Below are 18,054 nucleotides of genomic sequence, written 5' to 3'. Positions count from 1 at the left end.
CTGGCGGCTGCCATCCATGGTGAAGCGCACCCCGCGCAAGGCGCTGACCAAGGCCATCGCGTCGACGATGGTCTCCACATCGGATTTCAGCCTGATATCAGACGAGGAGACGAAGTTCGGGGCCGTGACGACGCCGGTGAAGGTCGCGCCAGCGAGCGCAGCCTTCGCCGCGATCGCCGCGTCGTAATCCGCCGCCGACTTGGTCGCCATGGTCCCGAGCCCGAGGTTCGTGCGTGCCACGGCGGTGTTCGCGAGCCCCGCCAGATTGCCGGCCGCATCGAGAAGCGCGTCCCAGCCCGTGTTCGTGGCGTTCCGGCGACGCAGAACCGGCGGAGAGACCGAGGTATCGACCCAGAGCATGCCAGCCGTGGTTGCCGTTGGCGCCAAGGCCCCCGCACTCGTCGATTGCAGGGCCGCGATCACCTCATTGATGCGCGCCCGAACGGCCGCGCCCGCGTCGTTGGCGATCACGAAGCTGGATGTCTGGGGCATTACGCGACCTTATCGGCATAGAGCCGCAATTGGCTGACGATGGGCGTGTAGGACGCATCCTTCGTCGTGAGAAACGCCCGCGCCTCTACCGCGCGGGCTTCGATTTCGTGGTTGTCGAGACGACCCCAGGGGCCCCAGTTGGGCGATGCGGCCGGATCGTCGTCGGTCTCGCGGATCTCGAAGAGCACGTCGATTTCTGCACCGGCCGATCCGTCAAAGTCGGCCCATGTGTCCATCAGCGCGGTGCGGGCATCGATGCGGTCATTCAACGCGAGTGCCGCCACGCCGATTTCCGAGCGCAGTCGCACGCGCTTCACGGCGCCAAGATCAAGACCGGCGGCAAAGGCGTATTGGCCGTCCATCGTGCTGACCTGCGTCACACCATTCGCGGTCGCCGTGGCGAGCGTCAGGTTCGAACCCGTAACCTGTAGCCCTGATTTCGGGCCGACGAAGCCGGGATCAGCCTGCAGGAAGTCCAAAGTCGAGAAGGCAAGCACCTGCGCGCCCTTGGTTGAGACCCTGGTTTCAGGACCGGCACGGCCGCCGCTGTCCTCGGCGCGCACCAGGTAGGTGCCAGGTTTCAGAGGCACGACGGCGATGGCTTCGCTGCCGGAGACCCGGTCCATCGAATAGCTGTCGGACCAGGTGGCCGTCGCTTCCTTGGAATGCCGGATGACGATGTTGCCGCCCACGCGAACATCGGGATCGGCCGAGCGGGTCCATTTCAGGATCGCAAGGCCGCCGGCCGTTTGGAGCGTCACATTCTCGAGCTGTGCTGGCGGGGCAGTTAGCCCGAGGATCTCTGCCTCGGTCCGTTGCCAAGGCGAAGAAACGCCCAGAACCGAGATCGCTTTTACCCGGAAAGCCCAAGCCCCCGGCGCGATGTCGCGAATTTCAAGCGCAGTTCCGTCGGTGCGGCCATAGTCGATCCAGTCGGCCCCGCCAGAAAGTTTGCCCTGCAGCTGATAGGCCGCGACAAACCCGGAAGGTGCCGCCTCCCAACTGATTTTCGCGAGCACCTTCAGCCCCCCGCCGTCCCGCGTCACATAGAGGTCCTCGGTGACCTGCGGTGCGCCGGGTGCCGGGATGTCGTAAGCATTGGGCAGCGCCGTCCGTGGGGCAGCTGCGTAGATCTGCTGCTCGGACGCCGACCAGTCATAGACCAATGGCGAGGTCTCGCGCAGGACCAGTTCCGGCAGGAGCAGTGCGCCATCGCCCGAGGCCGTCAAATCGAGGCTCACCCCATGCACCTCGAAGGGTTTGGCGGCAAAGCCCCAGCGGGCGTAGGACAGCGTCACCACATCTCCGACGGTGGCCGCCCAAGCCGAAAGCTTGCCCGAGAGCCGCACCGTCATCTGCCGTCGCGCGCGTTCAAGTTCGATCTTTGCAAGCCGCTGCGCCATCGAGGCAGAGATCGTGAAGGGCAGCGAGATATCGCGCCATTTCCGCTCACCGCCGTCCTCTGCGAGGTAAACATCCGAGGCGTAAGCCGGGAAGTCATCCGGCTGCCAATCGTTCTCGGGGCTGACGAACTGTCCGCGCACGCCGTTGAAGTTCGACGACATCGTGACGCGTGTCGCCAAGGTCAGCCCGCCTTCGCGGACATGGTCCGAGGTCAGCGCGACATCCGGCGCGCGCCACGCCCCCGCGTGGATACGCCAGGCCCCGCCCGAGAAGGCGCAGCGCCCGGCGAAGGACGACAGCATCCCCTCGATGATCGTCTTCGGGACCTCCGAGAGGGTGATCACCCCATTGCAGGCGTAACGCGGTTCGAACCCGCCACCCGCGAGTGGGACGGTCTCGTCACAGATATTGGCGGCTTCCACGAGGGACATCTCGTCGATCCCGTCTGGCTGGCCGATGCGCGCGCCAATGCCCCAGGTCGTGTTGGCCATATAGTCGGCAAGGCAGAGGGCGGGGTTCTCGGAATAGCCTGCGGTTTGCGTCCGCGGGTCCCAGATATCGTCCTTGCCCTCCAGATCCACCGTGATGTTTGGGATCCCGCCCGGGAAGGCATCCTGATCATAGGTGAGGCGCAGCCGGATCGCAGCACAGCCCCGCAGCCGATGGTTTTCCGTCCATTTGTCGGGCAGCGCGGATTTCAGGCCCGCGAAGGCGGTCTGGTTGGCGGCGCCCAGTTTCTTTTCGACAACGACCTTTCCGGCCCAGCGCCCCTGCGCGGTCCCGGCGGCATTCACCGCCACTTCGCCTTCAAAATAGATGGCCCCGATCGATTTGACCCGATGCGTGGCCAGCACGATCACCAGATCGAGGAACTTGTTGTCCGACCCCGAGGAGTGCAGGAAGACGATGACCCCGCCCTTGCGGGTGCGGCCATAGACGAGATCGCGCGGCACCACGGGCTCGCGGATCGTCACCGTCCGCGGCTGCATCGTCGTCTGCGGTTTCGGCATCAGGGCCTGCGCCGCATAAGACAGAAGCAGCGTCCCGCCGATCCGCAAGAGTGCCGCGCCAATTCCGCCTGCAGCCAGTACGCCGCTGATCGCCCCCGCGATCGCGGTGACGGCTGTCACGATGAAGGGCATGAATTGGGTCCGTATTTAGATGGGCCAGGCAAGCCGGCAAGAGGTGAGCGGTACGGTCACGAGGCCCTCCGGCGCCATGCCAACGGCCGAGGCCCCGTTGCAAATGCCAAACCCAAGGCCGGTATCGGCCAGTACGATGTCGCCGCGTTGCGCAAGCAGAACGGCTTGGCGTGGTTCTCCCAAAAGGGAGCTGCCCATCTCCTCGAGCGAGGCCCAGCCCAGGCGGCGCATCACACGCTCGCCGCCGAGCGCGGTGGTGTAGCGCCCGCGCCAGAGGGCCGCGATGTCCTCACCGCCGGTCAGTATCATGCGGACCTCAAAAGCGAAGGTCGGGCAGTCATGAACGCCCCAAACGAAAGGCTTTGCCCGTGCGGTATCGATCGCTGCTGCAAGCAGGCGTTCCCAGTGGTCAACGCGAGTCATGTCTATCCACGCCCCCAGGTGATTTCGCGGTCCTGGATCGCTGTCACGTATTCGAATCCGAGATCGCCCGGGAACAAGACCTGCTGGCTTTCATGGGTGTAGCGCCAGGTTCGCGCCACGGTCAGGTCGATCAACCGGCTTTCATAGCTGATGGTGATCGTGCAGGTGTCGGCGTCATCCTTGATTTCCGGGACGTCGAGCCGGCCCGAAAAGGCCTGAACCGGATCGGCAATGATGCTGCCATTCTCGGCCAGAAGCCCCAGCCAAATTCGTCCGGGCAGGCCCTGGCGCGCTTCCTCGATCGCCATTTGAACAAGGTCCAGTGGCACGCCGGACAGCGACACCGCCGTGCCGCCCGCCACGACCTCTCCGGTTTCATCGAGCGAGCCAAGGCCCAAGAGCGACCCAGCCCCAGCCCAGCTTTGACCGTTCCAACTGACCTCTCCCAGCCCCGACCAGATACGCACCCAGCCCGTGGCGAACTGCCCTTCGAAGAAGATGACGAGTCGAAGGCTTTGATCAGCCAGCGCAGTGGCAAAAGCGACGGTAAGATCGCGGCTCATCAGAGGACCTCCCGCGCTGAAATCGTGAAGCGATGCTGATCCGCCCGGCCGATGACTGAGGGAACCGGTGACGTCAGCCGCAAAAGAACCGACGGGGCATCAAGGCCGAGCAGCGTTCCGACCGGAACGGAGGCCCGGAGCGGCGGCACGAAGGCGAGCATCGCCTCACTGCCGATGGGCGTCACATCCGCCGTCAGCTGATAAAGCCGGGTGGTGGCATCCGAACCCAGCTGTAAGAAATCCCCCGCGCGAAGCCCAAGTCCCCAACCGGCCGTGCGAAGGGTGGATGCCCCAGCGACCTGCGCCTCGGTGACATAGGGATTGCCCGCCGCCAACGGCACCTCGATCGAGGGATCGGAGAACAGGAATCGGCCCCGCAGTCCACCAAGGGCGGTGAAGAAGGCCGAAAGCCTCCGGGCCTTGGCCCCTTGGGTCACTGCCATCTCGATCTGGTATTCCCACCAGGAGGCACCCCAGTCCTGGATCTGGGACGTGCCAGTGAACGGCGAGCTCGCCTCGGCCACAGACGTGACCAGTCGCCGCTCGAGCGAGGACACAAGCGTCAGCGGCAAAACAGGAATGGCCATCTCAGATCACCTGACCTCGGCGTCGGCCATCAGCCACGCTTTCCTTGGCGATGCGGGCGATCTCTGGGATCGCCGCGCGAAGGCGCGCGTCGATCTGCTCGGCCGCGCCAATCTGTGCCCCGCGCGCGTCGATGTTCACGGTGACGCCCGCGCCAATGCTGCCGCCCCGACCATAGTCCGCCGCCTCGCGCCGGTTCAGCACCCGCTCCCCGCGCTGCAGGATCGTCGGGACCTCGTCGGGGCGGAGACCAGCCCAACCGCCGGAATGCATCCGCGTCGCAGCAGCAAAGGCCATCGCAGGCACCGAGCGACTATGTCCGGAAAGCCCAACGATACCGCCCGCATGCGAGACGGCCGCCGCAACGGACCCGCAGCCAAAGATGCCGGAGAGCGCCGAGGCGATGGGCCCCAGCACCGCGCGCTTGAACGACAGAACCGCAAGGTCCGCCAGGATAGAGCGCACGAGGCCCTTGAAGTCGAATTTACCCGTTTCAACAAAGCTCCGGAACGCGCTTTCCGCACCGCTGAAGGCGCCGGTCAATGTTTCGCCAAGGCCCTTGCCCCAGTTCAGCGCATCCGTGGCGTAGGCTTGAAGGGATTCCGACACGGCAAGCCACCCGGTGGCGACCCGTTCGCCAGCGCTCCCGGCTGCACCACCAGCTCGGCCCATGGCATCCGATAGGCGATCTGCAGAGGCCGTGGCCTCATCTAGCGCCGCCGCGCCTTCTTCACCCGTGCCCGCAACAGCATCGCGAAGTGCGCCCCAAGAGGTGAGTGGGGCTGTCGCGCCATTGGCGAGGTCCGTGGCGGCACGCCGGTAAATATTGGCTGTTTCCAGGGCATCCGCCGCAATGCCATCAAGGCCAAGGTCAGGGGCCGAGAGCGGGTTGTCCTCGAAGGCTCGGCGAAAGGCATTTGCCGCTGCCGTTCCAGCATCTGCGGAGGCCCCGGCAAACGGGTTCGGGATGTCATCGAGACTGATTTCGCCGATCTGACCAAAGGTCGTCTCGATCCCGACCGCCGCCAGCGCATCGCGAATTCGACCCGTGAACGCGTCAATCCTGCGGATTGCGCCGTTCAGCATGGCTTCGATCCCGTCAAGCATGCGGTTTGCAGCCGAGAAGACCAGATCCCCGATCACATCCGGCAAGCGCGACCAAATCTCGCGCACGGCCAAAAGTGCGCCCTCAAACGTGTTGGCGGTGGTGTTGCCGAAGCTAACGACGCTCTCGATGGCGCCGGCCATGCCTGAAGCGGCATCAGCCTTCAGATCGTAGAACATGGCTGTGGCCGCGGCCCCAACGCTTGATGCCCCCATCTTGATCCGGTCCCAGACCTCGACTGCGACGTCCTTCAAGAGGGCCATGGCTTCGCCAAAGCCGCCTGCACTGGAGGCCAACCGGGTGAACCAATAAACCAGCTCGCCCGCGCCGACGATCAGGACGCCAATGCCGGTGCGGATCAAGGCGCCTCTGAGCACCACCAGCGTAGTGGCGAGCCCGCGCACTGACAGCGCCGCGGCAGCCATCGCCGCGACCCAGCGTCCTGCAAGGAAGGTGACAAAGGTGCCAGTATAGATCGTCATGCGCTCAAGATTGGCAAAAAGACCCTGAATGGCCTGGCCCAACGGACCACTGACCCGCGCAAGCCCTGCCAAGACCCCAGCCACGCGCTCAAGCGCCGGGGCTGCCGCGACCGCAAGCTGGTTTGATACGCCCCGCCAGATCAGCCCCAAACGCGAGATCGCATCATTGGTCTGCTCGATCTGATCCGCATCCTGCTCGGACACAATGACGCCGAAGTCGCGCATATCCTGCGTCGCCTGACGCAAGGCCGCGCTGTCGATACGCGCCATGGCGATGGAGCCTTCCTCGCCAAAGAGCTGTCCTGCAACAGCCGCCTGCTGCGCCGCAGGCACAAAGGCTTCAATGGCCGTGTTGATCGCTGCCACACGCTCATCAAGTGGCATCGCCATCAGATCGACGGCTGATAGCCCAAGTTGGTCAAGCGCAGCGATGGCAGGCCCGGTTCCTGCAGCCGCCTGGCTGAGGCGTCGCGTCAGATCCTTGGTGGCTTGCTCAATCCCCGACATCGAGACCCCGGCAAGTTCGCCCGCCCGCTCCAGAACCTGGATCGAGGCCACCGTAGTATCGAGCGATTGCGCAAGTTTGGCCTGGGCGTCGATGCTTGAGAGCCCGTTGCGCACCATGGCAACACCTGCCGCGGCAACCGCAGCGGCTGCGGCGGCCGCGGCAATCTGCGCCCGGCGCGCGAAGGCCGCCATGCGCGCATTGGCCTGGTCCATCTCGCGCGACAGGCGCCCCATGCCGCGGCTACCCGCCTCGCCGACACCTTCCAACTCGGCACGCACTTGGCGCCCGCCGGTCGCGGAGAGGCGGACGGATACCTTCTTCTCAGCCATGACGGTGTTCGATCTCTTCGTTTGTCTTGCGCACCATCACCGCCTCGATGGGCGGCAGCAGTTCTGCGATGATCAGGGGCGAAAGCCCGAGGGCTGCGCCAAGTTGCAGGGCAGCGCCCATGTCCCAGCCGAGGATAGCGCCGCCACTCATGCCGCCCACGACGCGCACCTGTCCGCCGAGGCGCTGTACCAGATCCCAGACCTGCCAGCCTTCCAAAGTGAGAGGTTTGTGCAGGGTCCGTGGGCATTCCGCGCACATAGAGGTGCACGCCGCGCAATAGTCGCCGCCCCCGCCGAACTCCCAGTCGGCGAGAGCGGTCAGGCGTTTTTTTCCGCTTCCAGAATGAGCGCGCCCGCGATGTATTTCGTCTGGAACGCCTCGAAGATCGGCCAGAGTTCCAGAAGCGCGTCGATGCCCTCAGGCGTCAGCGGCAGCGGGTTGTCGTCCTCGTCGCCAATCCCATCCCAATCCTTGACGACGATGCGCGCCACCGCTTTTGCAACGATGCGCGCGAGATCGTCGTTGGAATGGGCCGCATCGCTGTCCGCTTCCACCGCCGCGGCGACAATTGCCGGATCGCTGCGCGCGGCCAACATGATGGCGGTCGTCAGCGGCTCTACAAGCAGTCGGACACCGTGGCCCAAATCAAGCCAGCGTGGTTCGTTCGACAGGTTCAGGCGCAGCATGTTCAGTAAGCCTCGCGGTCATTGGTGAGCGTCACGGTGCACATCCGGCCCACCACCGGGTCGCTTGCAGCCTGCCAGTCGAAGGTCGCCTGCACGCCCTGCGGGCCCGAGATCTCGATCCGGGGGCGTGGGAGATAAACGGCATGCGCGGTGACGGTCAGGCTCTCGCCGGTTGCAAGTGTGTAGGAGAACTCAAGTTCACAGGCCTCGCCGTTGATCGCCTGTTGCACCAGTGTCTGATCCGCGAAGCGCACGACGACATTGCCGGTCAGCGCCGCAATCGAGGGATCCGCACCGTCGATCTTGCCATCCGCTCGTATCGTCTCAATGCGGTCAAGATTGTTGGCATAGGTCAGGTCGGCGGAGACGACGTTGCCAATGTTCGCGCCGTTTCGCGTGATCGCCCCGTTGAAGTGCCCGAAGCGTTTCAGCGCGATATTGGCGGACGTTCCCGCTGCCGTAGTCGTGGCGATCGTTTCCCCCTGCGCCACAATGCTGGCCGTGGCTGTCAGCAGCCCAGAGCGCGCCATCTGCCAGTTGAGGCTATCCACCATGCAGCCAGAATACATCGCATAGCGCGGCACCTCGGGCATCCCGGTCTCGACCGAGAACGACGGCAGCGCCCAGTTTCCGGACCGGAACTCGTGGCTATAGGGCGCTTCCGCGCCGGTGGTCGTGGGCGCTCCAAATCCCGCCTTCAGCCAGAAGCCAAAGGCCTCGGCGTCAATCGGGATGACCACATCGCCATCCGCCGTCACCGCATCTTTGATCGGTGCCTGCGGATCGCGCCCGTAGCCCAGCAGTTCCGATGTCTGCAGCGGTTGTTCTGCCCCCAGCGTCGTGCTGGCGAAGGGCATCTTGGTGAAGCCGCTCGCAGGCGGCGTTCCATAGGTCGTTTCGAACGCCAGCGCCATCTGCGCCCGCGCCCCCTGGGCTCGTGCCATTGGTGTTTCTCCTTGAATTGGTCTCGTCAGCCCAGCGCGTCACTGGTCGCGTAGTGGAGGGTGATCGGAATGATCCCGGCTTTCAGAGAGGCGGCGCCCTCGACGGGAAGATCGACAGGTTCAGCAGCCTCCGGCTCGACCCAGTCGCATAGACCTCGCAAAGTCCGGTCCGCGGCGATTACCGCGCCGATCTGAGCGACAAGCGCGTCGAAAAGGGCGTCCCGGCCCGTTGTCGATTGCACGATCATCTCGAGTTCAGCGCGATGCTGGAAATGATAGGTCAGCGGCGACAACGTCACGCCTGGCTCTCCCGGTGTGCCGTCGCGCAGTATCATCATCCCTGCGGGCGGGATGCGTTCCGGGAGAACTTCCCCGCGCAGAACAGGCACATGCGGGATCGTCCTGAGCAGGTCCGCCAGGGCGGTCAGGATAGTTTCGCGTTGGGTGGGCATGGATAACCGTGCAAGAATTTGACTGTTGTCAGAGGGTAAGGCGTGTTACAGGTAATACCTGTGAATACTCACAAGGACTCACCCATGAATGCTGTGCGCCCCATCGCCGTGAAGCTCGACCAAGAAACCCGTGACCGTCTGAAGCGGCTGGCGGATGCGCGGGATCGCTCGACGCATTGGATGCTGCGTGAAGCGGTTGCGCAGTTCATCACCCGCGAGGAACAGCGCGAAGCGTTTCGCCAAGCCGGACTTCAGGCGTGGCAAGAATATCAAGCCACGGGTCAACATGTGACATACGAGGAAGCAGACGCCTGGCTTGCCAAGCTCGAAGCTGGTGAAGAGGCAGACCTTCCTGAATGCCACAACTGATCTGGTCTCCCGCCGCGCTGCGGGATGTTGAGCGGCTTTACAAGTTTTTGGCCGAGAAAAATCCTGACGCAGCACGCCGTGCGGCGAAGTCGATCCGTGAAGGGATGCAGATATTGCGCGACCAGCCGGGGGCAGGGCGCCCCATGGAGCACATGGATCCAGAGTTTCGCGAGTGGTTCATCACCTTTGGAGGCAGCGGTTACGTCGCGCTGTATCGCCTCGATGCGGAGGCTGCCGTTATTCTGGCCGTGCGTCATCAGCGTGAGGCCGGATACTGAAGGGTATTGCCACTCAAGATCGTTCCTCCAGCCAGTTCGCCACGATCAGGCCCGGTATCGCCGCCTGCGCCCGTTCGGCGTCCCGCGCCAGCGAAAGCCGTTTCGACATTTTCACCTGCCGCACCAGGAGAAAGATGGGCACCGTGCTCTGTCCGCGGCCGCTCTTGGACCGTGATGCCACGCCCAGTCCACGGCTGTTCAGCCGCCCATCGGCCACGAGCAAGCTTGGACCGTTTCGCCGATAGACAAAGCGCAGGCGCAGACCGCGCCGCCTTTCCCATTCACCGGGCGTGAGCGCTTTGCCGCGCGTGCCCTTACCAGCCGCAGGCGTTGGGATGGCAAGCCAGAACCCGTCTTTCGACCTGATCAAGGGTCCCGTGTCATGCGCCCCGATGATCTGGGGTGCGTTGGACCAGACCAGTGCGGCCGCCTCGAGGCTTTCGCCCGCCGCCGGAAAGGTCTTGGACCTGATCGTGTTGGCAAGCCGCTGTCCAAGGCGAGCGCGCGTGATCTGGGCGCGCCAGTCGGATTTAAGACCAGCGCCTGCAACGTGCATGGCCGTGGTTACGGCCTTTTCGCCAGCGAGGATTTCAGCGCGCATGGCGTTGACGATGTCGCCCGTGACGGAGAGGTCGAGTTTCACGCGGGCGTTGCCTCGACTGTCCAGATCAAGCGCTCCCGATCACGGATCGGCTCGCCCTGGATCAGGAATGTTTCATCACCGATGAGGATCTGCTCGTCAGGACGGGGCGCGGGAAGTTCCGAGACGCGCACGTCAAAGCGCATAGTCTCTGAGACCAAGCGCGCTGCCCCGAACGTGGTCACATCATCATTGCGACGCATGATGATGCGGATGCGGGTGAACTGCCCTTCGCTGTCACGATGCCAGGCCTCGTGGGCGAGGTTCGGATCAGCGAAGAGCAGATCGAGGGCCACGGCAAAGGCCGTCATGTCTCAGCGGCCTCAGTTCGAGCTGAAGATCCGGATCGCCAGCCGTGGGCGCTTGTTCACCGGCAGGATCGAGGCCTCGGTCATCAGATCAATCCAGCGGCCCTTCGCATCCATCATCTGCCGCGCGTAAAGCGGCAGACCGACCGTGTTGGCGGTTTCCAGCAGGTTCGCAGGCCCACCATAGGTGGTGAAGGTATCAAAAGTCCCCAAGGGAAACGCTATCCCTTCGCCTGCGGGGATCAGCCGTTCGGAGGTGCCATTCGAGAGCGTGACCGAGCCGTTGTATTCCTCGAAGAGGATGCCCGCGAACGGGAAGGCGCGGCGCATGTCCTCGCGCAGCGGCTGGCCGCCGGTGGCCGAGAAGAACTTGTAGGCCTCTTCGGTCTTCGGGTGGCTGATCAGCTTGTCGAAGAATTCCGAGCTGACCAGCGCATGCGCCGTGGTCATGGTCTCGCCGAGCAGGTTGTCCTCGATCCCGCGCAGCACGGTGCGAACCTTGCTCTGGATGTTGGTGCCCGCGGTGCCGAAGACGAAGTCGACCGAGATCATCTCCAGCCCGAACTCGGTGAAGTAGTTGTAGAGGGTCGTGCCCGCGCCATCCTTCACGATGCCGCGCAGCGCGTTCATCTCCATGTATTCGCGGGTCTGAGCGTGCTTGCGACGCATCAGTGTCAGCTTGCGGTTCATGACATCAACAAGCGGATCGGCTGCGTCTGATAGGCCCAGCGCAGGCATGCCCTGAATGTCGGCGGGCAGGATCACGTCGTCATGCGGGATCCAGGGCAGGGCAAAGCTGCGCATCGAGCGCTGCTCGCGGGTGCCGACCGTGGCTGGCGCGCCCAGCGGGACCGAGGGCAGGAGGCTCAGCACCCCCTCGCGCTGTTCGATGACAACCGAGCGTTGCGTCACGCCCTCGAAGCGGAAGAGGCCGATCTGGCCGAGGCGGGTGTAGAGATTGGGCAGGATGTTGATGGCCTGCGTCATCTCGGCGAGCGAATAGCCGCCCGCGTCAAACGGGTTGCGCGTGATGGTCATGGGGAACTCCGGGGAATGAGGGGAGGAATCTTGCGGCCGGGTCAGGCGGCGTCGCGTGGGATGATGCCGAGCGCGGTCAACTGGGCGTGCTTGGCCGCCGTCTTAGCTGCGTCATCGACACTGGCGTCGAAGACGAGCGCCGCTTTCGAGACGATGGCAGGCCCACGCAGGACGACGATGCCAGTCGCATCCGCAGCCGTTGCATCAACGTCATAAAGCAGGACAGCGGCAGCGTTTTGCGCGCCGTCAGTGCCAGTGGCGGTGCTGAGCTTCATCTTGCCGCTCGCGGTGACGCGGCCCAGCACAGCGCCGACAGGGTAGCTGGCGCCGGCCAGCAGCGTGACGGTCTCGCGGGTAAAGTTGGGGTTCAGCTCGTATTTGAGGACATCGCCCATGGTGGGCGGTTGGGTCAGCACGGACATGGGCAATCTCCTGAAGATTGGGTGTCAAAAAGAAATCCCCCGCCGGGGAGGAACGGCGGGGGATTAGGTGGGCGGTGCAGATTTCAGGGAGAGCAGTTCAGCCCCTGCTGCCCGCCGAGGCAGCCTTCTTCGCGGCAGCCACGATGGGGCTTTCCGTAGATTTGGGCAGAACCGGGGATGGTGGGGCCGCAACGATGTCGCGGGCATCCGCTGCGGCGGAGGCGCGTTGAAGGACCAGTTTGCGGAGGGCTTCTGGCGCAGTGCCATCGCGGAGCGCTTTCGCAGCATCGATCGCGATGCCGAGTCGGCCCGCTTGCGCCGCGATCTCGGCGATCTCGGCTGCCGCCTCGCGAAGCTGCGCCGACAGCTCCGCCAGATTGCTGGGGTGCGCAGCCGCCGGGGCGGGCAAAGGCGCGGCAGCTGCGACGGGCGCGGGGTCTTCTTCCTGTACGCTTTGTTCAGCTTCCTGCTCATCTTGTTCAGTCGCGCTCTCCAGCACGGTGTCCTCGGTATCGCTGATTTCCGTGTTTGCCTCAGTGGCGTCAGTTGTGGCGCTCATGGCTGCCTCCTTTGCTCGGGGATGACTGGCGCGGGGTTGCCGCGCCGTAGGTGATGGGGCAGACAGGCTTTCGCGAAAGCGGGCAAAGCCACGGGTGAGGTCGATCACCTCATCGGCCAGGCCTGCGGCGACGGCATCCGCCCCGCGGAAGGTGGCAGCCTCGGTCGCCAGCGCCGCATTTTGGCTCAGACGCCCAGCGCGCCCTGCGGCGACGGTCTCAGCAAAGAGGAACCGCAGCACATCGATCTCGCGCTGGATGTCGTCTTGGACGTTCTCGGGCAGTGGCTCGTAGGGATTGCCGTCGACCTTGTGCTGGCCGGAATGGATAAGTGTGACCCGCACACCATCCTGATCGAGCTGGCCGCTGAGATCGGCATGCATGACCACAACCCCGATACTGCCAACGGCGCCGGTGCGCGGCAGCAGGATGCGGTCCGCCTGGGATGCCAGCGCGTAGCCTGCCGAGAAGGCATGTTCGGCGACGAAGGCCCAGACGGGCTTGCGGCCGCGAATGGCACGAATGCGATCTGCGAGGTCAAAAACCCCGGCAACTTCGCCGCCAAAGCTATCGATTTCCAATGCGATGCCGCGGACTGCCGGATCCCCGGCTGCAGCCTCAAACTGAGCCGCGATGCCCTCATAGCTGGTCTGACCCGAGGACTGGCCGATCCAGCCCCCGCGATGGATCAGCACGCCGGCAATCTCAATCACGGCGATGCCGTCCACGACAGGGTAGGGCGCATCGCCGTGTTGCTGTAGGCGCTCGGTGAGGTTCCCGGCCAGAATGCTGGCGCGCGCGGGAAGATATGCGGCGCCATCTGAGGGGCCGTCGCTGTCCACCATCTCGACGCGCCGCCCCAGTATGCGTGGCCCGAGCCCCGACAGAAACGCCATGGCCTTGGTGGGTTCAACCAGCAGCGGCGTGTTGAAAGCGCGCGCGGCAATGCGGGCATGGAGCATCAGGCTTGGTCCTCGTCAGGGCGCGGGCGGTCTTCCGCGTCATCGGTCTCATTGTCTGGATCAGCCCCATCGTCTTCAGTCGGCACTGCCTGCACGCCCTGCGCGGGCGATCCCGGCCGGCGGAAATCAAGGCCCAGCGCACGTTCGCGTTCCCGCTCGGATGCGATTTCCCGATCAACTTGCTCCGCGTCATAGCCGCGTTCGGCGATGGCCTGCGTTCGGGATTTCAGGCCCGCCTCGATCTGCGCGATCTCGGCATTGGCGTCTTTCAGCGGGTCGACCCAGTCCCATTTCGTGGGGAGCCAGTCGGCGGCAAGCATGCGTGGGCGCTCGGCTTCATAGCCGGGCAAGGCCAGCGCGCCGGAGAGCACCGCAAGATCGAGCCACCGTGCATAGACCGGGCGGCAAAGCTGATAGACCATCACTGAGTGCTGCCATGCTGAAACCCGACGGCGGAACTCGATCAGCGCCAGCCGCGAGTTCGAGAAGCTCCCCTTCACCATGTCATTGGCGAGGTAGGGGTAGGGGATCCCGAGCGCTGCCGAGATTTGCAGCAGCGTCCGGTACTGGAAGGGCTCATAGGTCGCGCCGCTGTCAGCGGGCTGGCCGACGGTGACATCCTCGCCGGGATCCAGCCGCACGATCTGACCGGGGCTGATCTCGACGCCTGCGGGCATTTCTTCGTCGTCGATAGGCGCGAGCGGGTTCTCCGGGGCGGGCGAGGTCACGAACATCGCATACATCGCTGCGACCTTCTTCCGGTCGAGCTCGGCGTCATCGTACTGATCCAGGAGGAACAGCTTCACGATCGCCGGGGCCAGTTTCGAGACGCCGCGCAGCTGCCCGCCTTCCACCGGGTCGATCACATGGATGACCTCCGAGGCAGGCACCCGAACAATCTCACCCGAGAGACCAGGATCGGTGCTGTCACCCGGGTGGCGGCGGAAGAAGTGATAGGCGACGCGCCGCCCGATCCGGTCGAACTCGATCCCCTGACGGATCGCGTTGCCGTTCCGGGCCACGCCCATTTCATGCAGCGGCAGCATCTCCGAAGGCAGCATCTGCAGCTGGAGCGGGACCGTCAGCCCATCCTCGACCCGGCGCGGGCGGATCCGCACGAACACTTCGCCTGCCAGGAACACCTCACGCGCCGCTCGCCGCTGCAGACCATAGAAATCCGTCAAGCCCTCGGCATCGGCCTCATCGGTCCAGGCGAGCCAGAGCCGCTGCAGCTCTTCCTTGCGGGCAGCATCGGGCAGCTTCGAGAGCGGTTTGATCCCGTCGCCCACGGTGTTGGCCGACCAGATTTCGACCGCATTCACGGCGTAGCCATTGTTGCGCACGAGCCAGCGCGCCCGAGCGGTTATGTCGGGCCCCGATGCTGCTATGAGAGCATTTACATGGGCGCGCGTGGCTTGGAACCCACGCAGGCGACGATGGTGCTGACCGGCATCAAAACCGCCGATGAATGCCCCAAGGCGCTGCCGCCAATTCATCACAGTTCTTTCACTGTATAGGGACGAAGGATGCGCCCAGCGCCGCGTTCGAGTTTGGCAATGCGCCGTTCGACATCGCCTATGGCCGCGGCAAGCTCGGCATCCGTGGCGTAGCTCACAGTCTTGCCGTCATAGCTGACCGACCGCGTGCCACTGTAGCGCGCAGCCAAGAGCGTGCTGTGGCGGAGTTTCAGCTCGTCGAGGGTCATTCGTTATTCCATGTATTTGGGCGTACTGATCTTCCAGCCGCGCCGCCGGGGCGATGCGATCCGCCCCGCTTGCGGTTCTTTCGATGTCTCGGGCTCGGCACCCTGTGCTGGGACAGCCGTTTCCACACCGGCCTGCTTCTCCAACTGTCGCCACATCCGTTCGTCGAAACGGTCGGCGCCGAGGATCCACGCGGCAGCCCGCGCGTAGACCCGTGTGTCCAGCGCTTCGTTCCTCTCGCGCATCTTTTGCCATTCCTGGCGGGCGTAGCCGCGCCGATCGCGGATGGTGACCAGTTGTTCGGCCACCAGCTGCTTGAGCCATTCGCTGTCCGCCCAGTCGGGCAGGTGGATCATGCCCGCAGGGTTGGGAGCGCCCAGCGCGCAATCCTCATCGGACGGTCGCTCAAGGCGCAGATAGCGATAGGTCTCGGCCTTGAAGGTGGCCGTGGCCACCGTCCAGAGCCGAGCGCCTCGTTTCAGCTTGCGTCCATTCACCGTCGCATCGACGAAGGTGGGCCCCGACACCGGTGTCGCCCGGTTGAAGCCCTCAAGCCCTTTCACAGGTGCGACCTGCGCAATGCCCTGTGCCCGTGCCCAAGCGTAGACGGCAGAGGTCTCAAAGCCGGTATCGATGGCCAGCTTGGCAAGCGGCATCACCGCGCCGTTCTCATGCACCCAAGTTTGGCCAAGCAGCTCTGTCATTGCTTGCCAGCAGGCTGGATCACCAGGGCCGCCCGGAAGCACGATGTGGTCAACCAGCCAGCTCTCTAGACCTCGACCCCAGGCCCAGACGTCGATCTCGATCCGGTCCTTTTGGACGTCCGCCCCTGCGGTCAGGAACAACCCACCCATGGGAATCTGCGCCGGGAACGTTTCTCGCCGATCCGCCAGCCGCTGCCATTCCGGCGCGTCGCCACTTTCAACCCAGGTCTCGCCGAGGAGCGTGTTGCGCGCCGCGCGCAGCATCTCGTCCGAGCCCTGGGCCGCCAGCCAGTCCCGCGCGATCTGCTCCCAGCTTTTCCAGCCAATCGGTGAATAGAGGGCCGAAAGGTGAAACCCGATCGCGTTGGGGTCTGCACTGGTCGCTGTCGCCCGCCATTCACCTTGCGCCAACATGTCCGTCTTGTGATGCTCGGCGATCGGGCGCTCGCAGCTCTCGCAGGCATATGCCGCGGTTTCGGGCCGTCCCTTGTCCCAGCGCAGCCGTTCAAACTGCAGCCACTGCATCTGGTCGCAATGCGGGCAGGGCACGAAATAGCGCCGCTGATCGCTGGCCTCGAACTCTCGCTCGATCCGCGAGAGCCCCCGGATGGTCGGGGTCGAGACCATGAACACCTTGCGTCGATGCGCAAAGGTGGTGGTACGCGCCTCGGCGAGGCTAACGGGGTCGCCTTCCTCGTCTGCCGATGCCGGATAGGCATCGACCTCATCCAGAAACACATAGCGCGCTGGCATCGAGCGGAGGCCCGTCGCCGAATTCGCCCCCGTCAGCACCAGAATACCGCCGGGAAACTCCTTCGACAGCATCGAGTTTCCGGCATCCCGCGAGCGAGCCGGTTGCACGCGTTCCTTCAGCGATGGGCTGTCCTCGATCAGCGGATCGATCCTCCCGCGCGATGTCCGCTTGGCCATTTCCACTGTTGGCAACACCGCCAGCATTGGACCGGGCGCATGATGGATCACAAAGCCGATCCAGTTGTTGCCGGCTTCAGTAGCCCCAACCTGCGCGGCCTTCATGAACGAAATCCGCTGCGCCGGGTGCTTTGGCGACAGCGCATCCATGATCTCGCGCAGATAAGGCGCGCGAGCCGTGCGATACCGACCGGGTTCTGCTGCCGCCCGCGACGACAGCCAACGATGCCTGTCGGCCCATTCTGACACCGTGAGATCGGCATCTGGCCGCATGCCCCGGCGCCAGGCGCGCAGGACGTCCTCGGCCCCGTCGAAGCCGAGATCGAGGCCGGAGGTCAGATCGTGGTCATCTTCTCCTTCCCTTTCATGCAAGCGAGACCCTGAGGTCTGCGAGGGCGTCGAGCTGCTCTCGGACATGGGTTTCCAGCACCCTCTGCAAGATCGCAGTCTCGATCGTCACGGGTCTGCCCGATGCCTTCTCCACCTCTGCGGATAACTGCGCGGCCATGAGGGCCGCGACGCGGGTGGGCCAGGTGACCCAGGTGTCGCGCTCCTGGCGCGCAAGGCGGAACACCAGCGTTTCGGCGCGCGCGCGGTCGACCAGCACGCCCTTCTTCTTCTGGATCGAGAGCTGGCGCTCCTGCGCCTGGTACACCGTCAGCGCGGTACGTGCCTTGATATAGGACGTGCTATCGCCGGGGCCGGAGACGGCGCTAGGCGCCATTGCCGTGCTATCACCACCCGCGCCAAGCCCGCCCCGCGATCGTATCTGCTGATCGGGATCGGTCATGCTGCCGCGCCGCGCATCCGAGGCGGCGGCATTGATCGAGCCATCGGCGAAGAGCACCAGCCGCCCAGTCTTGCGCGCCTTTTGCACGGCCCCGCGCGAGAGGCCCGCGTGCTCGGCATAGGCGCGTTCGGACATACCTTCCATGGCGTTTGGACTGGCCTCAACATATTGGAAATAAACAGGAAAAACGATCTATTTGAGTTGATTACACTCCCTGATCGAGCGATTCATGGGTCC

Annotated in this window: 21 protein-coding genes; 2 read left to right on the top strand and 19 right to left on the bottom strand. The window is 64.6% G+C overall.

The genetic code is table 11. From position 1 onward, the window contains the following. From JJ869_RS03805 to JJ869_RS03760, 10 genes are all read right to left on the bottom strand, one after another. The coding region (locus JJ869_RS03805; RefSeq protein WP_292264659.1) for a tail fiber domain-containing protein at positions 1-492 on the bottom strand (492 nt) is incomplete at its 3' end. Beyond that, positions 492-3,038 carry a phage tail protein gene (locus tag JJ869_RS03800; RefSeq protein ID WP_292264658.1) on the bottom strand — a complete coding sequence of 849 codons (2,547 nt, stop codon included), beginning with the start codon at positions 3,036-3,038 and terminating at the stop codon, positions 492-494. The genes JJ869_RS03800 and JJ869_RS03805, both read right to left, overlap by 1 nt. Before the next feature lie 15 nt (positions 3,039-3,053). Then, positions 3,054-3,461 (bottom strand): hypothetical protein, encoded by a 408-nt coding sequence (locus tag JJ869_RS03795; RefSeq protein WP_292264657.1) that lies wholly within the window; start codon positions 3,459-3,461, stop codon positions 3,054-3,056. Positions 3,462-3,463: 2 nt separating this feature from the next. Beyond that, entirely contained in the window at positions 3,464-4,024 is a 561-nt protein-coding gene (locus JJ869_RS03790) for a hypothetical protein (protein WP_292264656.1), read from the bottom strand. After that, positions 4,024-4,611 (bottom strand): hypothetical protein, encoded by a 588-nt coding sequence (locus JJ869_RS03785; RefSeq protein WP_292264654.1) that lies wholly within the window; start codon positions 4,609-4,611, stop codon positions 4,024-4,026. Before JJ869_RS03785 ends, JJ869_RS03790 begins: the two co-directional genes overlap by 1 nt. A 1-nt stretch (position 4,612) precedes the next feature. Beyond that, positions 4,613-7,033 carry a phage tail tape measure C-terminal domain-containing protein gene (locus JJ869_RS03780; protein WP_292264653.1) on the bottom strand — a complete coding sequence of 807 codons (2,421 nt, stop codon included), beginning with the start codon at positions 7,031-7,033 and terminating at the stop codon, positions 4,613-4,615. Further along, positions 7,026-7,292 (bottom strand): hypothetical protein, encoded by a 267-nt coding sequence (locus JJ869_RS03775; RefSeq protein ID WP_292264651.1) that lies wholly within the window; start codon positions 7,290-7,292, stop codon positions 7,026-7,028. Before JJ869_RS03775 ends, JJ869_RS03780 begins: the two co-directional genes overlap by 8 nt. Positions 7,293-7,351: 59 nt before the next feature. Beyond that, positions 7,352-7,720 (bottom strand): hypothetical protein, encoded by a 369-nt coding sequence (locus tag JJ869_RS03770; RefSeq protein ID WP_292264649.1) that lies wholly within the window; start codon positions 7,718-7,720, stop codon positions 7,352-7,354. Positions 7,721-7,722: 2 nt separating this feature from the next. Beyond that, on the bottom strand, positions 7,723-8,664 hold the full coding sequence (locus JJ869_RS03765; RefSeq protein ID WP_292264647.1) for a phage tail tube protein: 942 nt from the start codon (positions 8,662-8,664) through the stop codon (positions 7,723-7,725). 26 nt (positions 8,665-8,690) lie between these two features. Further along, positions 8,691-9,116: an acyl-CoA transferase gene (locus JJ869_RS03760; RefSeq protein ID WP_292264645.1), complete on the bottom strand. Its 426-nt coding sequence runs from the start codon at positions 9,114-9,116 to the stop codon at positions 8,691-8,693. An 84-nt stretch (positions 9,117-9,200) separates the two neighbouring features. On the opposite strand from JJ869_RS03760, the gene JJ869_RS03755 reads away from it, so the two are divergent. Together JJ869_RS03755 and JJ869_RS03750 are read left to right on the top strand one after the other, a co-directional pair. Next, entirely contained in the window at positions 9,201-9,485 is a 285-nt protein-coding gene (locus JJ869_RS03755; protein WP_292264644.1) for a ribbon-helix-helix protein, CopG family, read from the top strand. Then, the gene (locus tag JJ869_RS03750; RefSeq protein WP_116904306.1) at positions 9,473-9,763 is read left to right on the top strand and encodes a type II toxin-antitoxin system RelE/ParE family toxin; all 291 of its coding nucleotides are present in this window, start codon (positions 9,473-9,475) and stop codon (positions 9,761-9,763) included. Before JJ869_RS03755 ends, JJ869_RS03750 begins: the two co-directional genes overlap by 13 nt. A gap of 13 nt (positions 9,764-9,776) precedes the next feature. Here JJ869_RS03750 and JJ869_RS03745 read toward each other — a convergent pair whose 3' ends face one another. From JJ869_RS03745 to JJ869_RS03705, 9 genes are all read right to left on the bottom strand, one after another. After that, on the bottom strand, positions 9,777-10,406 hold the full coding sequence (locus JJ869_RS03745) for a DUF6441 family protein (RefSeq protein WP_292264643.1): 630 nt from the start codon (positions 10,404-10,406) through the stop codon (positions 9,777-9,779). Continuing rightward, positions 10,403-10,714, bottom strand: coding sequence for a hypothetical protein (locus tag JJ869_RS03740; RefSeq protein WP_292264642.1), 312 nt, complete (start codon positions 10,712-10,714; stop codon positions 10,403-10,405). Before JJ869_RS03740 ends, JJ869_RS03745 begins: the two co-directional genes overlap by 4 nt. A 12-nt stretch (positions 10,715-10,726) precedes the next feature. Further along, the gene (locus JJ869_RS03735; RefSeq protein WP_292264641.1) at positions 10,727-11,749 is read right to left on the bottom strand and encodes a major capsid protein; all 1,023 of its coding nucleotides are present in this window, start codon (positions 11,747-11,749) and stop codon (positions 10,727-10,729) included. Between the two features lie 41 nt (positions 11,750-11,790). After that, a complete protein-coding gene (locus JJ869_RS03730; RefSeq protein WP_292264640.1) occupies positions 11,791-12,171 on the bottom strand; it encodes a head decoration protein in 381 nt (126 codons plus the stop codon). Positions 12,172-12,268: 97 nt separating this feature from the next. Beyond that, on the bottom strand, positions 12,269-13,690 hold the full coding sequence (locus JJ869_RS03725) for a S49 family peptidase (protein ID WP_292264639.1): 1,422 nt from the start codon (positions 13,688-13,690) through the stop codon (positions 12,269-12,271). After that, positions 13,690-15,186, bottom strand: a complete 1,497-nt coding sequence (locus JJ869_RS03720; RefSeq protein WP_292264638.1) for a phage portal protein — start codon at positions 15,184-15,186, stop codon at positions 13,690-13,692. Before JJ869_RS03720 ends, JJ869_RS03725 begins: the two co-directional genes overlap by 1 nt. Beyond that, positions 15,186-15,395, bottom strand: a complete 210-nt coding sequence (locus tag JJ869_RS03715; protein WP_292264637.1) for a hypothetical protein — start codon at positions 15,393-15,395, stop codon at positions 15,186-15,188. Before JJ869_RS03715 ends, JJ869_RS03720 begins: the two co-directional genes overlap by 1 nt. A 3-nt stretch (positions 15,396-15,398) precedes the next feature. Further along, positions 15,399-17,444: a phage terminase large subunit family protein gene (locus JJ869_RS03710; RefSeq protein WP_292264636.1), complete on the bottom strand. Its 2,046-nt coding sequence runs from the start codon at positions 17,442-17,444 to the stop codon at positions 15,399-15,401. Then, complete coding sequence (locus JJ869_RS03705) at positions 17,392-17,961, bottom strand: hypothetical protein (RefSeq protein WP_292264635.1); 570 nt, start codon at positions 17,959-17,961, stop codon at positions 17,392-17,394. Before JJ869_RS03705 ends, JJ869_RS03710 begins: the two co-directional genes overlap by 53 nt. Between the last annotated feature and the right edge of the window lie 93 nt (positions 17,962-18,054).

It is taken from the genome of Marivita sp., from assembly GCF_017643905.1.
Lineage (GTDB): Bacteria > Pseudomonadota > Alphaproteobacteria > Rhodobacterales > Rhodobacteraceae > Marivita.
Note: the sequence above shows the minus strand (reverse complement) of the source record. Positions and strands in the feature narration are given on the sequence as shown.

What these genes read in the sequence shown, in the direction of transcription:
- JJ869_RS03800 (WP_292264658.1), bottom strand. Translation starts at nt 3,038, where the DNA reads ATGCCCTTCATCGTGACAGCCGTCACCGCGATCGCGGGGGCGATCAGC.
- JJ869_RS03795 (WP_292264657.1), bottom strand. Translation starts at nt 3,461, where the DNA reads ATGACTCGCGTTGACCACTGGGAACGCCTGCTTGCAGCAGCGATCGAT.
- JJ869_RS03790 (WP_292264656.1), bottom strand. Translation starts at nt 4,024, where the DNA reads ATGAGCCGCGATCTTACCGTCGCTTTTGCCACTGCGCTGGCTGATCAA.
- JJ869_RS03785 (WP_292264654.1), bottom strand. Translation starts at nt 4,611, where the DNA reads ATGGCCATTCCTGTTTTGCCGCTGACGCTTGTGTCCTCGCTCGAGCGG.
- JJ869_RS03780 (WP_292264653.1), bottom strand. Translation starts at nt 7,033, where the DNA reads ATGGCTGAGAAGAAGGTATCCGTCCGCCTCTCCGCGACCGGCGGGCGC.
- JJ869_RS03775 (WP_292264651.1), bottom strand. Translation starts at nt 7,292, where the DNA reads ATGTGCGCGGAATGCCCACGGACCCTGCACAAACCTCTCACTTTGGAA.
- JJ869_RS03770 (WP_292264649.1), bottom strand. Translation starts at nt 7,720, where the DNA reads ATGCTGCGCCTGAACCTGTCGAACGAACCACGCTGGCTTGATTTGGGC.
- JJ869_RS03765 (WP_292264647.1), bottom strand. Translation starts at nt 8,664, where the DNA reads ATGGCACGAGCCCAGGGGGCGCGGGCGCAGATGGCGCTGGCGTTCGAA.
- JJ869_RS03760 (WP_292264645.1), bottom strand. Translation starts at nt 9,116, where the DNA reads ATGCCCACCCAACGCGAAACTATCCTGACCGCCCTGGCGGACCTGCTC.
- JJ869_RS03755 (WP_292264644.1), top strand. Translation starts at nt 9,201, where the DNA reads ATGAATGCTGTGCGCCCCATCGCCGTGAAGCTCGACCAAGAAACCCGT.
- JJ869_RS03750 (WP_116904306.1), top strand. Translation starts at nt 9,473, where the DNA reads ATGCCACAACTGATCTGGTCTCCCGCCGCGCTGCGGGATGTTGAGCGG.
- JJ869_RS03740 (WP_292264642.1), bottom strand. Translation starts at nt 10,714, where the DNA reads ATGACGGCCTTTGCCGTGGCCCTCGATCTGCTCTTCGCTGATCCGAAC.
- JJ869_RS03735 (WP_292264641.1), bottom strand. Translation starts at nt 11,749, where the DNA reads ATGACCATCACGCGCAACCCGTTTGACGCGGGCGGCTATTCGCTCGCC.
- JJ869_RS03730 (WP_292264640.1), bottom strand. Translation starts at nt 12,171, where the DNA reads ATGTCCGTGCTGACCCAACCGCCCACCATGGGCGATGTCCTCAAATAC.
- JJ869_RS03725 (WP_292264639.1), bottom strand. Translation starts at nt 13,690, where the DNA reads ATGCTCCATGCCCGCATTGCCGCGCGCGCTTTCAACACGCCGCTGCTG.
- JJ869_RS03720 (WP_292264638.1), bottom strand. Translation starts at nt 15,186, where the DNA reads ATGAATTGGCGGCAGCGCCTTGGGGCATTCATCGGCGGTTTTGATGCC.
- JJ869_RS03715 (WP_292264637.1), bottom strand. Translation starts at nt 15,395, where the DNA reads ATGACCCTCGACGAGCTGAAACTCCGCCACAGCACGCTCTTGGCTGCG.
- JJ869_RS03710 (WP_292264636.1), bottom strand. Translation starts at nt 17,444, where the DNA reads ATGTCCGAGAGCAGCTCGACGCCCTCGCAGACCTCAGGGTCTCGCTTG.
- JJ869_RS03705 (WP_292264635.1), bottom strand. Translation starts at nt 17,961, where the DNA reads ATGGAAGGTATGTCCGAACGCGCCTATGCCGAGCACGCGGGCCTCTCG.